The 18,680-nt window shown below is 37.8% G+C and carries 19 protein-coding genes; 4 read left to right on the plus strand and 15 right to left on the minus strand.

Translation table 11 applies throughout. The annotated features are described in order from the left end of the window. Positions 1-23: 23 nt before the first annotated feature. The 15 genes from B9J78_04215 to B9J78_04285 all read right to left on the minus strand — a co-directional run bounded on the left by B9J78_04215 (position 24) and on the right by B9J78_04285 (position 14,626). Positions 24-2,417, minus strand: a complete 2,394-nt coding sequence (locus B9J78_04215) for an outer membrane protein assembly factor BamA (GenBank protein ID MBA2124124.1) — start codon at positions 2,415-2,417, stop codon at positions 24-26. Positions 2,418-2,632: 215 nt separating this feature from the next. Then, positions 2,633-3,991 (minus strand): replicative DNA helicase, encoded by a 1,359-nt coding sequence (locus tag B9J78_04220; protein MBA2124125.1) that lies wholly within the window; start codon positions 3,989-3,991, stop codon positions 2,633-2,635. Position 3,992: 1 nt separating this feature from the next. Further along, a complete protein-coding gene (locus tag B9J78_04225; protein ID MBA2124126.1) occupies positions 3,993-4,436 on the minus strand; it encodes a 50S ribosomal protein L9 in 444 nt (147 codons plus the stop codon). Between the two features lie 198 nt (positions 4,437-4,634). Then, positions 4,635-4,880 carry a 30S ribosomal protein S18 gene (locus B9J78_04230; GenBank protein ID MBA2124127.1) on the minus strand — a complete coding sequence of 82 codons (246 nt, stop codon included), beginning with the start codon at positions 4,878-4,880 and terminating at the stop codon, positions 4,635-4,637. Positions 4,881-4,955: 75 nt separating this feature from the next. Continuing rightward, on the minus strand, positions 4,956-5,381 hold the full coding sequence (locus B9J78_04235) for a hypothetical protein (GenBank protein ID MBA2124128.1): 426 nt from the start codon (positions 5,379-5,381) through the stop codon (positions 4,956-4,958). Positions 5,382-5,507: 126 nt separating this feature from the next. Continuing rightward, a complete protein-coding gene (locus B9J78_04240) occupies positions 5,508-5,813 on the minus strand; it encodes a 30S ribosomal protein S6 (protein ID MBA2124129.1) in 306 nt (101 codons plus the stop codon). 72 nt (positions 5,814-5,885) lie between these two features. After that, a complete protein-coding gene (locus B9J78_04245; GenBank protein MBA2124130.1) occupies positions 5,886-6,440 on the minus strand; it encodes an aminoacyl-tRNA hydrolase in 555 nt (184 codons plus the stop codon). A gap of 2 nt (positions 6,441-6,442) precedes the next feature. Continuing rightward, positions 6,443-7,120, minus strand: a complete 678-nt coding sequence (locus B9J78_04250; protein ID MBA2124131.1) for a hypothetical protein — start codon at positions 7,118-7,120, stop codon at positions 6,443-6,445. Positions 7,121-7,129: 9 nt separating this feature from the next. Continuing rightward, entirely contained in the window at positions 7,130-8,071 is a 942-nt protein-coding gene (locus B9J78_04255; protein MBA2124132.1) for a phosphoribosylpyrophosphate synthetase, read from the minus strand. 808 nt (positions 8,072-8,879) lie between these two features. Then, on the minus strand, positions 8,880-9,764 hold the full coding sequence (locus tag B9J78_04260) for an ATP phosphoribosyltransferase (protein MBA2124133.1): 885 nt from the start codon (positions 9,762-9,764) through the stop codon (positions 8,880-8,882). After that, the gene (locus B9J78_04265; protein ID MBA2124134.1) at positions 9,751-11,346 is read right to left on the minus strand and encodes a hypothetical protein; all 1,596 of its coding nucleotides are present in this window, start codon (positions 11,344-11,346) and stop codon (positions 9,751-9,753) included. The genes B9J78_04260 and B9J78_04265 overlap by 14 nt, the downstream gene beginning before the upstream one ends. 132 nt (positions 11,347-11,478) lie before the next feature. After that, positions 11,479-12,312 carry a 4-hydroxy-3-methylbut-2-enyl diphosphate reductase gene (locus B9J78_04270; protein MBA2124135.1) on the minus strand — a complete coding sequence of 278 codons (834 nt, stop codon included), beginning with the start codon at positions 12,310-12,312 and terminating at the stop codon, positions 11,479-11,481. Then, positions 12,309-12,914: a hypothetical protein gene (locus B9J78_04275; protein ID MBA2124136.1), complete on the minus strand. Its 606-nt coding sequence runs from the start codon at positions 12,912-12,914 to the stop codon at positions 12,309-12,311. Before B9J78_04275 ends, B9J78_04270 begins: the two co-directional genes overlap by 4 nt. Before the next feature lie 152 nt (positions 12,915-13,066). Continuing rightward, entirely contained in the window at positions 13,067-13,786 is a 720-nt protein-coding gene (locus B9J78_04280) for a cytidylate kinase (protein MBA2124137.1), read from the minus strand. Between the two features lie 6 nt (positions 13,787-13,792). After that, complete coding sequence (locus tag B9J78_04285) at positions 13,793-14,626, minus strand: hypothetical protein (protein MBA2124138.1); 834 nt, start codon at positions 14,624-14,626, stop codon at positions 13,793-13,795. Positions 14,627-14,921: 295 nt separating this feature from the next. Here B9J78_04285 and B9J78_04290 point away from each other — a divergent pair, with 295 nt between their 5' ends. From B9J78_04290 to B9J78_04305, 4 genes are all read left to right on the plus strand, one after another. Then, the gene (locus B9J78_04290) at positions 14,922-15,812 is read left to right on the plus strand and encodes a protein translocase subunit SecF (protein ID MBA2124139.1); all 891 of its coding nucleotides are present in this window, start codon (positions 14,922-14,924) and stop codon (positions 15,810-15,812) included. A gap of 121 nt (positions 15,813-15,933) precedes the next feature. Continuing rightward, a complete protein-coding gene (locus tag B9J78_04295) occupies positions 15,934-16,758 on the plus strand; it encodes a hypothetical protein (GenBank protein MBA2124140.1) in 825 nt (274 codons plus the stop codon). Then, entirely contained in the window at positions 16,755-17,597 is an 843-nt protein-coding gene (locus B9J78_04300; GenBank protein ID MBA2124141.1) for a hypothetical protein, read from the plus strand. The genes B9J78_04295 and B9J78_04300 overlap by 4 nt, the downstream gene beginning before the upstream one ends. Next, positions 17,594-18,628: a hypothetical protein gene (locus B9J78_04305; protein ID MBA2124142.1), complete on the plus strand. Its 1,035-nt coding sequence runs from the start codon at positions 17,594-17,596 to the stop codon at positions 18,626-18,628. The genes B9J78_04300 and B9J78_04305 overlap by 4 nt, the downstream gene beginning before the upstream one ends. The last annotated feature ends 52 nt before the right edge of the window (positions 18,629-18,680 follow it).

Consider the following 18,680-nt stretch of genomic DNA (forward strand, 5'->3'; position numbering starts at 1 on the left):
ACCGGTTACCAGTCACCTTGTTTTTAAAATCTATGTGCCATACTAAAATAATACTGGGGCTTTTTTTCCTCCCCCCGTATAGTATCCAGCGGAAAACCAATATCTAAATTTACAGGACCTATAGGAGTTTTTACTCTTATACCGACGCCTACGCCTGAAACAATATCACCAAAATCTACATCGCCCGGCTTTGCCCATACATAACCTGCATCATAGAATGCTGCACCTCTGAAGTGCTCTCCAAAAAGAGGGAAATTTATCTCTATGTTTCCAAGCCATAAAACATCTCCACCTATCATATCTCCTGAAAGAATATCCTGAGGACCTACTGCCCTTTCTCTATAACCCCTTATGGTAGTTCCTCCTCCTGCATAGAATCTGTCATATATAGGCACATTTCGTGTATCACCAAAGGCCTGGGCATATCCACCCCTTGTTGAAAGTTTTAAAACCCATTTAGGGTATAATGAATAAAATATATCATAACCGGCCTGATAGATTGTATAATCTTTATCACCCCCAAAAGGCCCTCCGGCTACTCTTGTAGAAACAAATGTAGTATAACCCTTTGTTGGGTTAAAGATATTATCCCTTGTATCCCGGCTCAGTTTTAATTCAGGACCGCTTATAAGATATGTTCCCTCTTCATCTTTTAGCGCCTGAGATGCAAGCCCGACAATATTTGATATTTCAACCTCTTCTAAACGATATGTGGTATCCCACCTTGTATATTCTAAAAACTCTTGCCCTAATCTTAAAGCACCGCCTGTTCTTCTTTCTTCAAAACCACGACCTGCCCTTCTTCCTCTTCCACGTGTTCTGTCATAAATGTCAAAACCAAAAAGAAGGGGCTCACCCAAAAACCATGGTTCTGTGAAATTGAGTTCATAGTTCTGACGGGTTTCTGCAATGTCAAGATAGAGTTTTAATATCTGTCCTCCGCCGGTAAATGTGGGCCAGTTTAGAAGGTCAAAGTTCCTTTGTGTGATGCTTGCAAATCCTAATAATCCATCAACGGTGCTATATCCTGCGCCAATTGCAAATTCACCTGTCTTTGTCTCTTTTACCCGGACCACAAGGTCCTTCTGGTCCGGAATATCTATATCTAATATCTGATAACTTATCTCTTCAAAATAGCCGAGGTTATGAAGTCTTTCCTTGCTTTTTTTTAATTTTTCACCGTCAAAAATATCGCCCGGGTATATCTTCAGTTCTCTTCTTATAACCTCATCTTTTGTTTTTACATTCCCTTTTATATCTATGAGCCTTACCCTATACACATCACCTTCTGCAATAACATATCCGATATCCATTCTCTGGGTTTTTCTATTGAATGCGGTTTTTGCCCTTATCCTTGCTGAGATATATCCGCGTTCAAAATAATATGACTGTATATTTCTGATATCTGCATCCAGCCCCTCTTCACTGAATATAGTTCCTGTTTTCATATTAAGCCTTGAAATAAGTTCATCTTCTGTGACAATTTCATTGCCCGATACCGTGATATCCCCGATAATATACTTTTCACCTTCATCAATAATTATTGTAAGATAAAGGAGGTTGTCCTTCTGTTCTATTTTAGAATCTACTTTTACATCCAAAAATCCCTGCGAACGATAAAAAGACTGGATTCTGTTAACATCTTCTCTAAGAACATCCCTTTTTATAAAACCGGATGAGAAAAGAGTGCGTCTTCTGGTTTTTATAATCCTTAATATTCTTCTATCGGGAAATGCGAAGTTGCCTTCTACCTTAATATCTTTTATTCGTACCCTCTGCCCTTCATTTATTATAAACTTTACAGACGCCCTTTGTTCTTCATCCTGCATCTGTATGTAATATGTAACATCTACATCGGCCCATCCTTTATCAATATAAAGTTTTTTTATCTTTAGACTATCCCGCCGCACCTTTCCAGGATCAAGTATTTCTATAATCTTGCTTTCTATTGTTGCTGTTAAAAGCCTGGACCTTATATTTTTATTGCCCTCAAACTCAATAGAAGATATGACTGCTTTTTCAACTACTATAAAAATTATTTTAATATCATCTTCAACATCTTCTACATTAACACTTATATCTGAGAAGAAGCCAGTGGCATAAAGCCTTCTTATATCCTCACTTAAAACATCCTGTGAAAAGCTCCGGCCTGCTTGCAATTTTATCTTTGATAAAATAACATCTGTACTTACATTCCTATTCCCTTTTATTTCAAGTTCCCTTACTGTACGGGTTGGGATAGCAACCGCTTTTTCAAAATTTATCCCAACCTCTTTATCGGGGAAAATATCTTCTTGTTCCTGCTCCCATTCTGCTTTTTCCTCTTTCTGTTGAGCCAGTAAAGACCTTGTTATAGAAGTACTGGAAAAAATAAAGCAAACTAAAAATATATATACTATCATCCTGTATATCCGCATATTTATTCCCCTTTATTTATCCGTAAACCGTAGACCGTATTCTGTCGTTAGTATATCGCTCACCGTAACACCAGAGCACCAGAGCACCAGAGCACCAGAGCACCAGAGCACCAGAGCACCAGTTGCCCGTTACCTATGTTCTGATACCTTGAACCCTGTCTGCCGCAGGCTGGAACAGAATACGGGAGATAGACAACTGACAACAGGCAACGGCTTTAGTATCCATCTTCTATTGGGCTTTTATTCCCAAATCTTGTGTATTCCTTAAGAAATACAAGGTCTATGGCGCCTGTAGGACCATTTCTTTGTTTTGCAACCTTAAGTTTGACAGTATGACCCTGTTTCTTAGAAGCATCGCCTTGTGAAAAACTATCTTCTTCATCCTGTTCAGTATCTCTCCACAACATAAAAACCACATCGGCATCCTGCTCAAGGGAACCACTCTCTCTTAAATCTGAAAGACGGGGTTCGCTGTTTTTTCTGTCTCTTCGCTCCGGCTCTCTTGATAACTGGCATAATGCAAGAACAGGTATTTTCAATTCTTTCGCCATTGATTTTAATGCTCTTGATATGTCAGAAACCTCCTGTTGTCTGTTTTCAAACCTTCTTTCGCCATGTGTCATAAGTTGCAGATAATCTATCGCAATAAGACCGATATCATATTTCCGTTTTAGCCTTCGTGTAGCAGCCCGTAGTTGCACAGGAGTTAAGACAGCACTTTCATTAATATATATTTTAAGTTCATTCAATTTACCGGCTGCAATTTGTATATCTGCCCATTGATTGGCTATTCTCCCCTGTCTTATATTATGACTGTTCACCCTTGCGCAGGAACAAAGCATACGGAAGGTAAGCTCCATTTTAGACATCTCAAGGCTGAATATAGCAACAGGAATATTATTTGAGGCAGCATTTTCTGCAACACAACACATAAACGAAGTTTTACCGATGCTGGGTCTTGCAGCAAGCAATGTTAACTCACCCGGTTGCAGCCCCCTTGTCAGTCCATCAAGTTCATAAAAACCAGTTAAAACAACCCCGGGTTCTTTATTTCCCTGTGAAACCGAATCTATCATTGCAACAGTTTCATGCAATACCTCAGAGATGGGAAACTCTTTTTGAGTATATCTATCTGTGGAAATAGAATATATCCTGCTTTCTGCTATATCAAGCATATCTTCAGCAGACACATTCTGTTCATATGAGGATGTTGCAATCTCAGAGCAATAGTGGATAAGTTTTCTAAGAGTGGCTTTTTCTTTTACAATCTGTGCATAATAATTACAGTTAGCAGCAGTTGGAACAGACAAGGCAATACTTGTAATAGCAGTAGGACCACCCACTGTATCAAGTACATTATCTTTTTTAAGTTGCTCTATAAGTGTAAGACTATCCAGGGGTTGGTTCTGTTGATGAAGTTTTTTTAAAGCATTAAATATTTTTGCATGTGATTCTTTATAAAAATCATCCGCCGTAAGAGTAGAGAATACTTCTTCTGCTACTTCTATTTCAAGTATCATGCTTCCAAGAACAGCCATTTCTGCTTCACAATTTTGTGGAGGAAGTCTTTCCATTTCACTCTTTAATAACCCAAACCTTAAGACTTGCAATTATATCTTTGTAAGGATGAACCTGGACAGTATAAACCCCTAATGTTTTTATCTCTTCTGTTATGTGAACATTCCTTTTATCAATAGAAATACCCTGCTCTTTTAAGGCATTTACTATATCAGAGGATGTTACAGTGCCAAAGATTTTATCTTCTTCTCCTGCTTTCATACGAATTGTTACAGAGGTATTAGAAATATTTTTTGCAACCTGTTCCATATCCTGTCTTATTTTAACTTGCAGAGCTTCCTGATGTTTTTTTTCATTTTCTATTTGTTGTGCAATTTTTTTAGAATATTCAACTGCTAACCCTCTTGGGATAAGATAATTCCTTGCATAGCCGTCTTTTACATCCTGAATATTTCCAATTTTACCAATATTTTCAACATCTTTTCTAAAAATAATTTTCATAATTTAACTGAAATTCCAACATAAGGATGAAATACGAACTCATTCCCCTTTTTCTTAAAAGGGGTGGCAACGAAGTTGACGGGGTATTCAATGCTACCTTATAACCCAATACCCCACCTGCTAACGCAGGCACCCCTTTACGAAAGGGGAATTAAATACTTGTTTAATCCTTATAATTCTTATGTCGGAATTTCACTCCTAAGCCACAGAACCTGTTGGTAAAAGAGCAAGGTAACGGGCCCGTTTGACTGCTCTGGCAAGTGACCTTTGATGCCACGCACAGGTGCCTGTTATGCGAGACGGAATCATCTTCCCTCTCTCTGTAATATATTTTGCAAGCTTTCCCGAATCTTTATAGTCTATATCTTTTGTATTATCTTTACAAAATGTACAAAAAGAAGATCTGACTGTAAAAAATCTTCTTCTATTCACCTTTTTTTCCATATCTCCTCTCATAAGAGCACCAGAGCACCAGAGCACCAGGCACCGGAGCACCGGAACACCTGTCGCCTGTTTTTATTAAAATGGAACATTTTTATTAGAATTTGCTTCTGGAGTTGGTTGTTCATGTGCCTCTGCTGATTCAGATGTTTCTTCAGAGGGGGGTATTTCTTTTAGTCTTGAAAGGAATTGAACATTTATTGCAACAACCTCCGTGGTGGTTCTTTCTATTTTATCATCCCCAACCCATTTTCTTGTTTGAATACGACCTTCAACAAAAACTGAACTGCCTTTGGATAAGTATTTGTTGCAGCTTTCGGCGTTTTTTCCCCATGCAACTATTCTGATAAATGTGGCTTCTTCTTTTTTCTCCCCTGTTGCAAGTTTGAAAACACGATTTACAGCAATTGAAAATGTTGCCACAGCCTGCCCGCTTGCTATATACCTCAATTCAGGATCTCTTGTAAGATTACCTATTAAAAATACACGATTAAAACTCGCCATACCTCTCCCTCTTTCCAGGGCACAAGAGCACACCAGGCGAAAGTCACTGGTATGCTCCAATGCTCTATTGCTTAAATCATCAGTCGTCTATTTTTCGTAACTGACCCCTGCTTTCACGAGGACAAGTTATTTTTTACCTCGTTGTTTTTGTTCACATAAAAATATCCCAAATCTTAAAATCCCATCCTGGAGCCTGTAGATTCTTTCAAGTATTCTAACGGAAGACGGTTCTATTTCAAACAAAAATCTTGTATATCCCCCTTCTGTTTGCTTTTGTATGGTATAGGAAAGCTTTCTCTTGCCTAAACTCTGTTTCTCCAGAATCTTGCCCCCCTGTTTTGTAATGTTTTCCTCTATCTGTCCCAGGAGCTGTTCCTCATCTTCTTTTAAAAAGACAACTTTTGTTACAAACATCCCTTCATAAACCCTCACCCTCTGCAACACCTCCTTTTACAGCAATAAAACCAGTTATATGATAGGTCTCTCGGGAAACTCCCCGAGCCGTCAGTTATATTTATGCATTGTTTCATCTGTTCCATTTTTAACCCAAAACTCACAAACATCAACGGATTCTTTTAATATAACCTCTATTTTTTTAATATCCTGCTTTCCCATGTGTAAAAGAACAAATTTCTCAAGACTTATTCCTGTGGGTTTCGGACCTATCCCTATTCTTAACCTTGGAAATTCATTTGTTCGCAAATAATGTATTATTGATTGTAATCCTTTATGTCCGCCCGCCGAACCCCTTTTCCTTATCCTTACCTGTCCTGCGGGCAACGATATATCATCTAATACAATGAGAAGATTATCAAGACAAATATGTTTATTTTTTATAATTTCATAAACCGCAACTCCGCTTTTATTCATAAATGTAAGAGGAAGAACAAGCAAAGTTTTTTTACCATCTACAATAATTTCACATATTTTAGAGTTATAAAATTTTCGGAATTTTTTATTATGTTGTTTTGCAAGAAATACTACAACATTATACCCGAGATTATGCCTGGTGTCTTGATATTTTTCTTCTGGATTTCCAAGCCCAACAATACAGTGCAAAACTACTCCTTAGTCTTTTCTTTCTTTTTATCTTCTTCGGGTTCTTCTTCCATCTTCTTTTCTTTTATAACCTCAGGCTCTGCTATAGCAACACCAGGCAGTACCTCTTCAACTTTCTCCTCAACAGGTGCAGCAACACTTATAACTACAAGTTCCATATCACGCATTATACGGACACCTTCAGGCAATTTTAATTCCTTCAGATGTATTGCATCACCTATGTTTAGATTTGATACATTTACATCTATCTTATCCGGTATATTCGTTGGCAGACACTCAACCTCAACTTCCCACATAATATGTTGTAAAAGGCCTCCTTCTTTTACGCCCGGTGCAGAGCCTTTTACCGATATCGGAACTGTAATTCTTAACTTCTCTGTAAGAAGTATCTGATTAAAATCTATATGAAGAAGTTTTCCATGTACCGGGTCATATTGTAATTCTTTTATTATTACTGTTCTATCCTTGTTTTCTCCTTTTAATTTCAGATTTATCAAAATATTTTCACTCCCTGATGTTTTAAACACTTTATTCAAGTCACCAATCTTTACCTGGATAGGAACAGCGTCTTTTCCTTTTCTATAAACTACTGCTGGAATAATAGAAGACTTCCTTAATGCTTTAACCCTTGATTTTCCCTTTTCTTCTCGGACATCTGCGCCCAATGTAACCTGTTTCATGTTTCCTTTCTAGTTAAATAAAATACTTACCGATTCTTCTTTATGAATTCTTCTTATAGCTTCTCCTAGAAGTGGTGCTATAGATAGAACAAGTATTTTGTCTATTTGTTTATCTGCGGCAAGTGGTATTGTATCTGTCACAACAAGTTTTTCAATACTGGAGCCTCGTATCCTTTCAATGGCAGGTCCTGCTAACACAGGATGTGTTACAGCCGCATATACCGTTTTGGACCCTGCTTTTTTAAGTGCATCTGCGGCCTCAACAAGTGTCCCGGCGGTAGAAACAAGGTCATCTACTATAACAACATCTCTATCCTTTACCTCTCCTAATATGTTCATCACTTCTATTTCCCTATCATTTACCCTTTGTTTGTCAACAACAGCAAGGGATGCCTTTAAACGTTTTGCATATGCCCGTGCCATTTTAATTCCCCCAACATCAGGTGATACAACAACAGGATTTTTAAGCCTCTGCTTTTCAAAATATTCTACAAACTCGTTTACTGCAAAAAGATGGTCAACAGGAATATCAAAAAAGCCTTGTATCTGCCCTGCATGTAAATCAACAGTGAGCACCCTGTTTGCACCGGCAATCGTAATAAGATTTGCAACAAGTTTTGCCGTAATAGGAACCCTGGGTCTGTCTTTCCTGTCCTGCCTTGTATACCCGAAATATGGCATAATAGCAGTTATTCTTCTTGCCGATGCCCTTTTAAGTGTATCAAAAAAAATTAATAATTCTACAAGATTTTCATTCACAGGTGTACAGGTTGACTGAACTATAAATACATCTCTTCCCCTTACATCTTCATCTACTTTTATATGTGTTTCACCGTCCGGAAAATTAGTAATACATACATTGCCCTGTTGAATATCTAAATATTTACATATTTTTTCTGTCAATTTATGATTTGATGAACCAGAAAAAATTGCCAATTCTACCTTATCCATAATCTTACTCTCCCCCCCTTTTAGAACAACAGACACCAGAGAAGTGACTAGTTTACTGGTGCTCTGATGCACTGGTGTTCTGGGAGATTATGCCGCTTCTTTTTCCATTACAATTTTTGGTTTTTCACCTCAGGTGCAATCAGGATGGATGACGCACTGTTTTACACCTTGCATTGAAGGTATTTCATAACTGAAATTCCGACATGGGGATGAAATACGAACTCATTCCCCTTTTCTCAAAAAGGGGTGGCAGACCGAAGGTCTGACGGGGTATTCAATGCTACCTTATAACCCAATACCCCGCCTGGCTAACGCAGGCACCCCTTTACGAAAGGGGAATTAAATACTTGTTTAATCCTTATAATCCTTATGTCGGAATTTCGGTATTTCATACATAACATTTAACATTATTTCTTCTTATGACGGTTTGCTCTCAGCCTCTTCTTTCTTTTATGTTTTGCCATTTTTGCTTTTTTGCGTTTTCTCCCGCAAGGCATACAAACATCCCCCTTTCTGTTATTCTATTGTTAAGAACCTGTAAGTTCTAATTCCCCTCACACCAGTGCACCAGACCGGTGACTGATGCACCAGACTGGTGACTGGTGCTCCGGTGCTCTGGTGCTCTGTTCATACATAACATTTAACATTATTTCTTCTTATGACGGTTTGCTCTCAGCCTCTTCTTTCTTTTATGTTTTGCCATTTTTGCTTTTTTGCGTTTTCTCCCGCAAGGCATACAAACATCCCCCCCCTTCTGTTTAGAGCACTAGGCACCAGAGCACCAGACTGGTGACTGGTGCTCTGCTAACTATGGTATCACTTTATTTAGCGCATATTCTACTATCCCCTCTGCTCCTGTTTTGAGAAGTTTCGGTATTAAATCTCTTACAATCTTCTCATCAATAATTGTATCTACATCATACCATCCTTTTGTGGAAAGAGGTGCAACTGTGGGTTTTTTCATGGCCGGTAATATTGAAAGAACTTTTTTTAAGTTTTTTGAATGGACATTCATCTTTAAACCAACCTTTTCCTCTGCAAAAATAGCGCCCCTTAACAAAAGTGCTATTGTTTGCATCTTATTTCTTTTCCATAAATCGGACCAGGAACTGTGTGAAGATATAAACTGCGTTTTTGATATGCATACATTATCAATAATCTTTAACCTATTTGTGCGAAGTGAAGAGCCTGTTTCTGTTAATTCTACAATTGCATCTACAAGTCCCAGCGCCGGCTTTACTTCTGTTGCTCCCCAACTAAATTCAACATCTGCATGGACATTATGATTTTTAAGATATTTTTTTGTAACCTGCACAAGCTCTGTGGCAATTCTTTTCCCTTCCAAATCTTTTACGGATTCTATATTAGAATCTTTCAGAACGGCAAGCACCCATCTAACAGGACCAGATGTAGCCTTTGAATATGTAAGTTCACATACCTGTACCACATCACAATCATTCTCATTCACCCAGTCCTGTCCTGTTATTCCACAATCCAGAACGCCTGCTGCAACATATCGTGGCATTTCCTGTGCTCTTATAAGCAGTGCCTCTATCTGTTCATCATCCACAACAGGATAATATGACCTTTCGCTTACATAGATATTAAACCCAGCCTTCTTAAACATCTTTATAGTTGATTCCTGAAGGCTTCCTTTTGGGAGTCCCAATTTTAGTTTTTTATTGGGTTTCATTTAATTTTTTCTCAAGCGCAAGACCGATTTTCTTTTGTTTTTCGTCAATTTTTATAACTTTTACCAAAACCTTCATCCCCTCTTTAAAAAACTCATTAATATTTTTGTTTTCAGGGATGTTCAATCCAGATATATGGATTAGCCCTTCTACCGCAGATGTGGGTGATTGTAGATTTTGTTCAAGTTCAACAAATGTACCGAAATTTGTGATCTTACATATAATGCCCTCCACAACCCTGCCCACGGTATATTTTTCAACAATACCTGGCCAGGGGTTTTCTTGCAACTGCTTCAGACCCAATGATATCTTCTGTCCATCCGTATCTATTGCAAGAACAATCACACTGAGCCTTTCGCCCTTTTTAAATACTTCTGAAGGGTGATTGATATACCTTGTCCAACTTATATCAGAGTTATGTATAATACCGTCTATACCGCCTTCTAATTCTACAATTGCCCCCTGCTCTGAAAATGCTTTGATAACTCCTTCTGCCTGTGAGCCTACATTAAATCTTTCTTCTATGTTTTCCCAAGGATTGGGTTCCAACTGCTTTAAGCCGAGTGCAATCCGCTGGTTTGCCCTTTCTATACTTAAAACCGCTGCTGTAACAATATCTCCCAATTTAAACATCTCCTGCGGGTGGTTAATTTTTCTTGTCCATGAGAATTCTGAAATGTGCGCAAGCCCTTCTATGCCGTTTTCTAATTCTACAAACACACCATAAGAAACGATATTTACTACTTTTCCCTGCACCTTCGTCCCAATGGGATACTTTTCTTCTATACTTTCCCAGGGATTTGCAGACATCTGTTTCATTCCTAATGAAATTTTCTGTTTTTCCTTATCCACATTAAGAACCATTACCTCAACTTCTTTCCCCATGAAAAGATATTCTGATGGATGTTTAATCCTGCCCCATGTTATGTCCGTAATATGAAGAAGACCGTCAACCCCTCCTATATCAATAAACGCACCGAAACCTGTTATATTCTTTATGATGCCTTTTTTTATCTGACCCGGTTCAAGCGATTGAAGGATTTTTGTTCTTGTCTGTTCTTTTTCTGATGAAATTGCCTCTTTTCTTGAAAGGATAACATTTTTTCTTGTCCTGTTTATTTTCATTATCTTAAACTTTAATTTCTTCTTTTCAAACCCAGAAAGATTCTGTTTTGGATGCTGCAATATCTGTGATATCGGAAGAAATGCTTCCATTCCGATATCAACCATCAATCCCCCTTTTATCTTTTTTATAATTTTCCCCTCTATCAAATCACCTTCTTTAAAATTCTTCAATAGGTTTTCCCACCCGAACTGTCTATCTGCCTTCCTTTTTGAAAGAAGAGGCATACCATCTTCCCCTTCAACCTCATCAACAATGGCAAGTATCTTGTCACCAGGTTTTAAGTCTATTATGTCTGTTACTTCTTCAGATGGGATTCTCCCCTCAGATTTATAATTTATATCAACAATAACATCTTTAGAGGTTACATACAAAACTGTCCCTTCTACCAAATCCCCTTCTTTAACTGCTTTAAATGTTTGAACATAAAGTTGCTCCATCTGTTCTTTTGTCTGTTCCATTTTTTAAATTTCTCCTTTTATATTAACCCTTCATTAGGGTATCAAGGTGTCAAGGTTTCAAGGTGTCAACGGTGAAATCTTGATTTTATCTTGATGTTTTACTCTCGATGCCTCGAAACCTTGAAATCTTCCTTACCCATTTAATTCTTTCGCAATTTTCCTTACAACCAGCCGTGGAGTGGAGGCTCCACTTATAATACCAACAGTTTTCACCTCCTTACTCAAAGATGCAGGCACCTGCTCTGTTCCTTCCAAATACCACACATTTTTACAGTGTCTCTTACATATCTTCACAAGTCTTTTTGTGTTTGCACTTGACTTGCCCCCCAGAACAATCATTGCAGAAACATTTTTAGAAAGATGGGTTGCTTCTTCCTGTCTTCTTATCACATCTTTACATATCGTATTAAATATATTAATCTCAAGCGGTGCAAAATCAAAAAACTTCTTTACTACCTTAAAATAGTTGCCAGGATCCTGTGTGGTCTGAGATACAATTCCTATTTTTTTACCCTTTATAAGATTACCTTCTAATTCTCCAATATCGCTTATAACAATCCCCTTGCTCTTACAAAATCCAAAAAGCCCACGAACCTCGGGATGTGTTTTATCTCCTACTATTATACAATAATCATATCCACTTTTAATGATATTTTTTACAATACTCTGTATTGCTATAACATTAGGGCAGGTTGCATCAACAAGTTTTACATTCTGTTTTTTTAATTTGTTTACTATTTGAGGAGAAATCCCATGCGATCTTATAACACCTGTGCAATTTTTTAAATCCTGCCAATTATCTGCAACCTTTAAACCCTTTTTATTAAGTTCTTCAACAACATATGGGTTATGTATTAAAGGGCCTATTGAATATGCAGGGGCATCTTTAATTGTGTCTTCGGCAATTCTTATTGCCCTTTTAACACCGTAACAAAATCCACTACACTTACCAACTATTATCTTCAATTTTTAAGGCTCTTTATCCCTTCCATAATAATTTCACTTGCACCTTGAAAACTCCCTGCCCCTTTAAGGGTCCCGGTCATTATTGGTTTCCCAAACCAGACACTTACAGGATACAGTCTTATCCATTTCGCACCCACCGGAAGCGCATTATGTGTGCCTTCTAAATACACAGGAACCACAGGCACACCTGCCTTTATTGCAATAAGGCCTACTCCTCTTTCAGGCTTCATCAAAGTTCCGTCTGCTGATCTTGTTCCTTCAGGAAATATCACAACACCCCTTCCCTGTCTTAATCTTTTAAAAAATTCTTTTAATGCACCCACATCAGGTCTCTTGCGGTTTATCGGGAAAGTATTACAACGTTTTATAATCCAGGAAAGAAATTGGACATCAAAAAGCTCTTTCATTACAAGAAAATTTAATTCCCGTGGACAGGCAACACCAAGCATTACAGGGTCAAGATAACTTGTATGATTACTTGCAAGAATAAATCCACCCGAGGAGGGGATATTTTGTACCCCGAAAAAGCGGATGCGAAATAATATTTTACAAAGAACACTGCCTAAAACCTTAAAAAAAGCGTACCACAGGTTATGTTTCATATTTGCCTTAAAGAGCGCCCCTTACACTTACCCTAATAGAACAGATAACTGGTAGCAAATGCCAGATGTCAAAATCTAAATGTCAAATCAAATCCAAAATCCAGATGACAAAAAGTATGACCTGTTGATATCTATTTGACATTTGACATTTGTTATTTTTTTGTCATTTGTATCTTGGTGCCAAGGCGCTTGGAATTTATGCTCACAGATTTTTTGATATAATCATACAGATATTGCACAACTGATTCTATATCCATATGGGTTGTATCAATCCTTACCGCATCATCCGCCTGTTTTAATGGTCCTGTTTTCCTTGAATAGTCACTTTTATCTCTAACGCAGAGTTCTTTCTCAATTTCTTCAACCGTTATAAATGGATTTATTAGTTTTATTTCCTCATACCTTCTTAAAACCCTTTTTTTGAGATCCGCATCCAAAAAAAATTTTAAATCGGCGCCAGGACACACAACTGTTCCTGTATCTCTGCCTTCAAGAACAACATTCCCGGATTCTGCCATCTGTCTCTGTTTATTAACTAAAATTTCTCTAACTTTAGGAATCCTTGCAATGGACTTAACCTTTGTTGTAAGTTCAGTTGTTCTTATAACACCTGAAACATTTTCACCATCTGCAAATACAAGAACCCTGCCGTGTTTTTCTTTTTTAAAACTTATCTTCATACCTCCCGCAATAGAAACCAATGCCTTTTCATCTTCTAAATTAACATTGTCTCTTACCGCCTTAAGTGTGACTGCCCTGTACATAGCGCCTGTGTCCAAATACATAAACCCTAACTTTTCAGCAAGAATCCTGGCAACAGTGCTTTTACCCGAACCAGCAGGTCCATCTATTGTGATTACTAATCCTGGCACTTAATTTTAAACTATCCTTTCTCTTTTATTTTTTACATCTTCAAAAAACTTATGCAGGCTATCCCATTTGTCTTTTTCTATTATATATTTAATTTTTTGCAAATGCTTCTTAAATTTTTCTAATGAGTTAAGGATTTCCCTTTTATTCGTAATACAAATATCTCTCCACATAACAGAATCAGCAGATGCTAATCTTGTAGCATTTCTAAAACCGGTTGAAGATATCCAAGAATCTTTTTCTTTCACAGAAGAAATAAGACAGCAGGCAACAATATGGGGAAGGTGTGAAAACATTGAAACAAGTCTATCATGTTCAGAAGGTCCAATCAGTCTTACCCTGCAACCGATAGACTCCCAGAATCCTGAAACTATTTTAAGAAATCTATTGTTTGTCCATTTAACCGGCGTAATAACGCAGACTGAGTCTTGAAAAATATTGTCCCTTGCAAACTCAACACCGCTTTTTTCCGAACCTGCCATCGGATGACTTCCAATGAATCTTTCTTTCCCCCTTAATTTAGAAATATCCCTTAAAATATCGGACTTGGTGCTGGCCACATCAGTAATTATACAGTCAGGATTTAAAGATAAAACCTTTGCCGTATAACCCGGCACCAAACAGGCAGGCGTAGATATTACTGCAAATTCTGCATCTTTGACACAATCCTCAATGCAGAGTCCGCCTCTATCAATAGCACCTAACTTCATTGCCTTTCGGATTGAACTTTTTCTTCTTCCAACGGCTATAATCTCTTTTGCAATTCCTTTTTTTTTTAATGCAAGTCCTATAGAACCGCCTATAAGGCCTGCGCCAACTATTAACACTTTATTAAATCTCATTAGACCCTATTCAAGTTCATATTGACCTTTGTAAATGGGGTCAACTCTATTTTCTTCTTTTAATAATACTACATTGGTTTTTTAGAGAAAATAGAGTTGACCCCATAGTATTTTATCCTATCAATTATATTACAGCAAGCATTTTTTTGCAGGGCCTTGTGCGAGGGGGTTAAAAATAGGCACAGTACAAATGGCTCTGGGAGATTTTTTTATTTACAAAAAATTTAAAAATTTGATACAATACATATCTGGTGCTCTGGTGCATTGGTGCTCTAAGAAAAAATAGGAGGAAGGTATGTTCAGAATTGTTCCAAAAACGAACATTGATTTTTTAGGGAAAAGAAAGGTGGCATATACATTTTCTTTTCTTCTTCTTTTAACAGGCATTGTATCACTTATCTATCATAAGGGGCCAAACTGGGGAATAGAATTCACAGGTGGTTCACTTATGCAGATCCATTTTAATGAGGCAATGGATATCGGTAAAGCAAGGAGCATACTAAAACAGGCAGGCCTACAGGATGCTTTCTTACAACAGTATGAACGGAACAGAGGTTTAATAATAAGGATTAAGGGCGAAGGCGGGAATGTTTCTGATACAATCACAGAGGCACTTAAAAAGAATATCGGTGAAGGAAAATTCAGAGTAGAAAGAACAGAAGAGGTTGGTCCTGTTGTGGGAAAGGCAATGCAGAGAAAAACACTCATTGCGGTAATAGCTGCCGCAATTGTTCTTACAATGTATATTGCGTTCAGGTTTGACTTTAAATTTGGTGTTGCAGCGACAATCGCAACATTTCATGATGTTGTGGCAGTTGTAGGTATATTTTCAATAATGAACAAGGAAATAACCCTGCAGATTGTTGCAGCACTTCTTACACTCGCTGGATACTCAATGGCAGATACGGTTGTTGTATTTGATAGAATAAGAGAAAATATGAAGGAAAAAAGGAAAGAGGCAAAAGAAAATATTATCAGCATAATGAACCTGAGTATAAATGAGATTCTTTCAAGATCACTTATGACATCTATTACAACACTTTTAGCGGTTGGAGCATTGTTTTTCTTAGGCGGTGAAGTAATTCATGACTTTACATTTGCACTTCTTATTGGTATAATTATCGGAACTTATTCATCTGTTTTTATTGCATCACCCATAGTTGCAGACTGGCCAAAGAATAGGTAACAGGTGACTGGTGCTCTGATGCCTGGTGCTCTGGTGCTCTGGTGGCTGGTGCTCTGGTGCTCTGGTGGCTGGTGCTCTGGTGCTCTGGTGGCTGGTGCTCTGTCCTAGCGGGAGGGTAGAAATGGAAATAGGGGTTATTAGTGAACTAGGCAAGGAAGGGCGATGTTTTGAATATGTCCGACAATTCGGATTAAATGTTTGCCAGTTGGCAGGCTGGGATATATCTTTGGCTCAGGGTAATGTGGCTGATAATGTTATAAAAACAGCAGACAGAGCAGGTGTGCGTATCTGCGGTTTTTGGGCTGGATGGCCAGGACCTGCAGAATGGAATTTTAAGACAGGTCCTACAACATTAGGATTGATGCCCAAAAGGTACCGTCAAAAAAGAGTAAAAGTTCTTAAAAAATGGGCTGATTTTGCCCAACAAGTGGGAAGTCCTTCTATTATTACTCACTGTGGATTTATACCTGAAAATATAACTGATCCAAATTATCAACAGGTTGTAGATGCTATTAAAGAGGTATCTGAGTATTGTAAAAGAAAAAAATTAGAATTCTGGTTTGAAACAGGGCAGGAAACCCCCGTGGTTTTATTAAGAACCATAGAAAGAATTGGTACTGATAACCTTGGAATCAATCTGGATCCTGCCAACCTACTGATGTATGGCAAGGGCAACCCCATAGATGCCCTGTCTGTATTCGGTAAATATGTCAGAAATATTCATATTAAGGATGGTTTATGTCCGACAGATGGCGAAAATCTTGGCAGAGAAGTCCCTGTGGGTAGTGGTATGGTGCGGTACCCTGAGTTTATTTCTAAATTAAAAGAAATAGGGTTTAACAAAGAGCTGATTATTGAGCGTGAAATAGAAGGAGAACAACAAATAAAAGATATACAAAAAACTATTAAGGACCTTAAAAAATGGTTGCAGAAAGGAGAGAGATGAAAAAATCTATTAATCAGTGGGCGTTTCCAAAGACACAGGTATTGGAAAAAAGTCTTGAGGTTGCAAAAGATTCAGGTTTTTCTGCAATTGAGGTTTGTTTCGGAGAAGATGAATGGATTACACAGGACACAAAACTTTCAGATGTAGAAATCTTAAGAAAAAAAATAGAGTCTCATCACTTAAAAATATCAAGCCTTGCCTCGGGGCTGTTCTGGAAATATGCCCTTACATCAGATTCTCTTAAAGTTTCTCAAAAAGCATCAGATATTATCCGTTCAATGCTTAAAGCGGGCAGTATATTGGGTGTAGATACTATACTTGTAATCCCCGGCTGGGTTTCTGTGCCATGGGTTCCTGATGCAGAAATAGTTGATTATAAAACAGCACATAAAAGGGCATCGGAATCATTAAAAGTTCTTTCATCTGATGCAGAAAAAGAAAAGGTATGTATAGGAATTGAAAATGTATGGAACAGGATGTTATTAAGTCCCCTTGAGATGGCAGAGTTTATAGACAAAATCGGCAGTCCCTATGTGGGCGCATATTTTGATATAGGCAATGTTGTCTATAGCGGGCATCCCCAGCACTGGATAGATATACTGGGGCATAGAATAAAAAAGGTTCATTTTAAGGATTATAAAAATTCTATAGGCACACTTGATGGGTTTGTTCCTCTTTTGTATGGAGATGTTAACTGGAAGGAAGTAATGAAGGCATTGAGGGGTGTTGGGTATGATTCATATTGTGTGGCAGAATTTTTCCCTAAACCCGAATTTGCCGAGTGTTTAATAAAACAAGTCTCTATGGCTATGGACAAAATTCTGGAGGTGGAAAAATGATAAATGTTGGACTAATAGGTTTTGGATTTATGGGCAGGGTTCATTATTCCTGTTATGGAAACTTAAAAAATGCCAGAGTAGTTTCAGTATGCGACAAAGATATTAAAAGATTAAAGGGCACTGAAAGTGTTCAGGGAAATATTGAAACAGGACAAAATGTTGTTAACCTTTCTGGTGTAAAAACCACTATAAACCCAAATAATATCTTTAAAGATTCAAGTATTCAGATGGTGGATTTGTCCTGCCCTACTTTTCTTCACTGTAAACACACAGTAAAAGCGGCTGAATCGGGTAAGAATGTGCTTTGTGAGAAACCTATGGCAAGAAATGTAAAAGAAGCGCAAAGGATGATAGATGCCTGTAAGGCTAATAATGTAAAGATTATGGTGGCACATGTATTAAGATTTTGGCCTGAATATCTTTTTTTGAAAGACGCAGTTCATAGCAGGGGGTTCGGCACATTGCTTTCAGTAGTATTCACAAGGCTTGGAAGTACTCCAAGATGGAGCTGGAAGAACTGGATACTAAATCCAAAACTTGGTGGAGAAGCAATCCTTGATTTTCATATACATGATGTTGATACCGCGCTGTGGTTATTGGGCAATCCTTCATCTGTTTTTGCACAGGGTAAAGTAAAAGAATCTATAGGAGAGGGCATAAATTATGTTGTTGCACATTATCTTTATTCAAACGGTCCTGTCTGCACATTAGAAGGAGGATGGATTACAGAAGGCGGATACCCGTTCACAATGGCTTTTTTAGCGACATTTGAAAATGCGGTTCTTATGTATAACTGTAATAACAAGCCTACACTTTGTTTGTATGAAAAGGATAAAGAACCCCGGTATCCTCAAATACCTGTGGTTAACGCATATCAAGCAGAAATAGAATATTTTCTAAATTGCATAGAAACAAATAAACAGATAGAAGAGGTCCCACCTGAAACATCCCTTGAAGCAGTAAGAATTGTAAGGCTTGAAAGTTCTGCAATTAAAAAAGGTAAAGTAGTTAAAGTAAGAAGTATAAAGTAAGAAGACAGATGCTCTCTGGTAAATTGCTTACTCTTGAATAAAAAGGAGGAGG

This window comes from bacterium Unc6 (assembly GCA_013626165.1).
GTDB lineage: Bacteria > Omnitrophota > Gorgyraeia > Velesiimonadales > Velesiimonadaceae > Velesiimonas > Velesiimonas alkalicola.

Bases quoted from the DNA above. Each gene is read 5' to 3' on its own strand.
- B9J78_04215 (MBA2124124.1), bottom strand. From the start codon at position 2,417: ATGCGGATATACAGGATGATAGTATATATATTTTTAGTTTGCTTTATT.
- B9J78_04275 (MBA2124136.1), bottom strand. From the start codon at position 12,914: ATGAAACATAACCTGTGGTACGCTTTTTTTAAGGTTTTAGGCAGTGTT.
- B9J78_04305 (MBA2124142.1), top strand. From the start codon at position 17,594: ATGATAAATGTTGGACTAATAGGTTTTGGATTTATGGGCAGGGTTCAT.
- B9J78_04295 (MBA2124140.1), top strand. From the start codon at position 15,934: ATGGAAATAGGGGTTATTAGTGAACTAGGCAAGGAAGGGCGATGTTTT.
- B9J78_04300 (MBA2124141.1), top strand. From the start codon at position 16,755: ATGAAAAAATCTATTAATCAGTGGGCGTTTCCAAAGACACAGGTATTG.
- B9J78_04260 (MBA2124133.1), bottom strand. From the start codon at position 9,764: ATGAAACCCAATAAAAAACTAAAATTGGGACTCCCAAAAGGAAGCCTT.
- B9J78_04250 (MBA2124131.1), bottom strand. From the start codon at position 7,120: ATGAAACAGGTTACATTGGGCGCAGATGTCCGAGAAGAAAAGGGAAAA.
- B9J78_04290 (MBA2124139.1), top strand. From the start codon at position 14,922: ATGTTCAGAATTGTTCCAAAAACGAACATTGATTTTTTAGGGAAAAGA.
- B9J78_04285 (MBA2124138.1), bottom strand. From the start codon at position 14,626: ATGAGATTTAATAAAGTGTTAATAGTTGGCGCAGGCCTTATAGGCGGT.
- B9J78_04255 (MBA2124132.1), bottom strand. From the start codon at position 8,071: ATGGATAAGGTAGAATTGGCAATTTTTTCTGGTTCATCAAATCATAAA.
- B9J78_04235 (MBA2124128.1), bottom strand. From the start codon at position 5,381: ATGGCGAGTTTTAATCGTGTATTTTTAATAGGTAATCTTACAAGAGAT.
- B9J78_04225 (MBA2124126.1), bottom strand. From the start codon at position 4,436: ATGAAAATTATTTTTAGAAAAGATGTTGAAAATATTGGTAAAATTGGA.
- B9J78_04220 (MBA2124125.1), bottom strand. From the start codon at position 3,991: ATGGAAAGACTTCCTCCACAAAATTGTGAAGCAGAAATGGCTGTTCTT.
- B9J78_04230 (MBA2124127.1), bottom strand. From the start codon at position 4,880: ATGGAAAAAAAGGTGAATAGAAGAAGATTTTTTACAGTCAGATCTTCT.
- B9J78_04265 (MBA2124134.1), bottom strand. From the start codon at position 11,346: ATGGAACAGACAAAAGAACAGATGGAGCAACTTTATGTTCAAACATTT.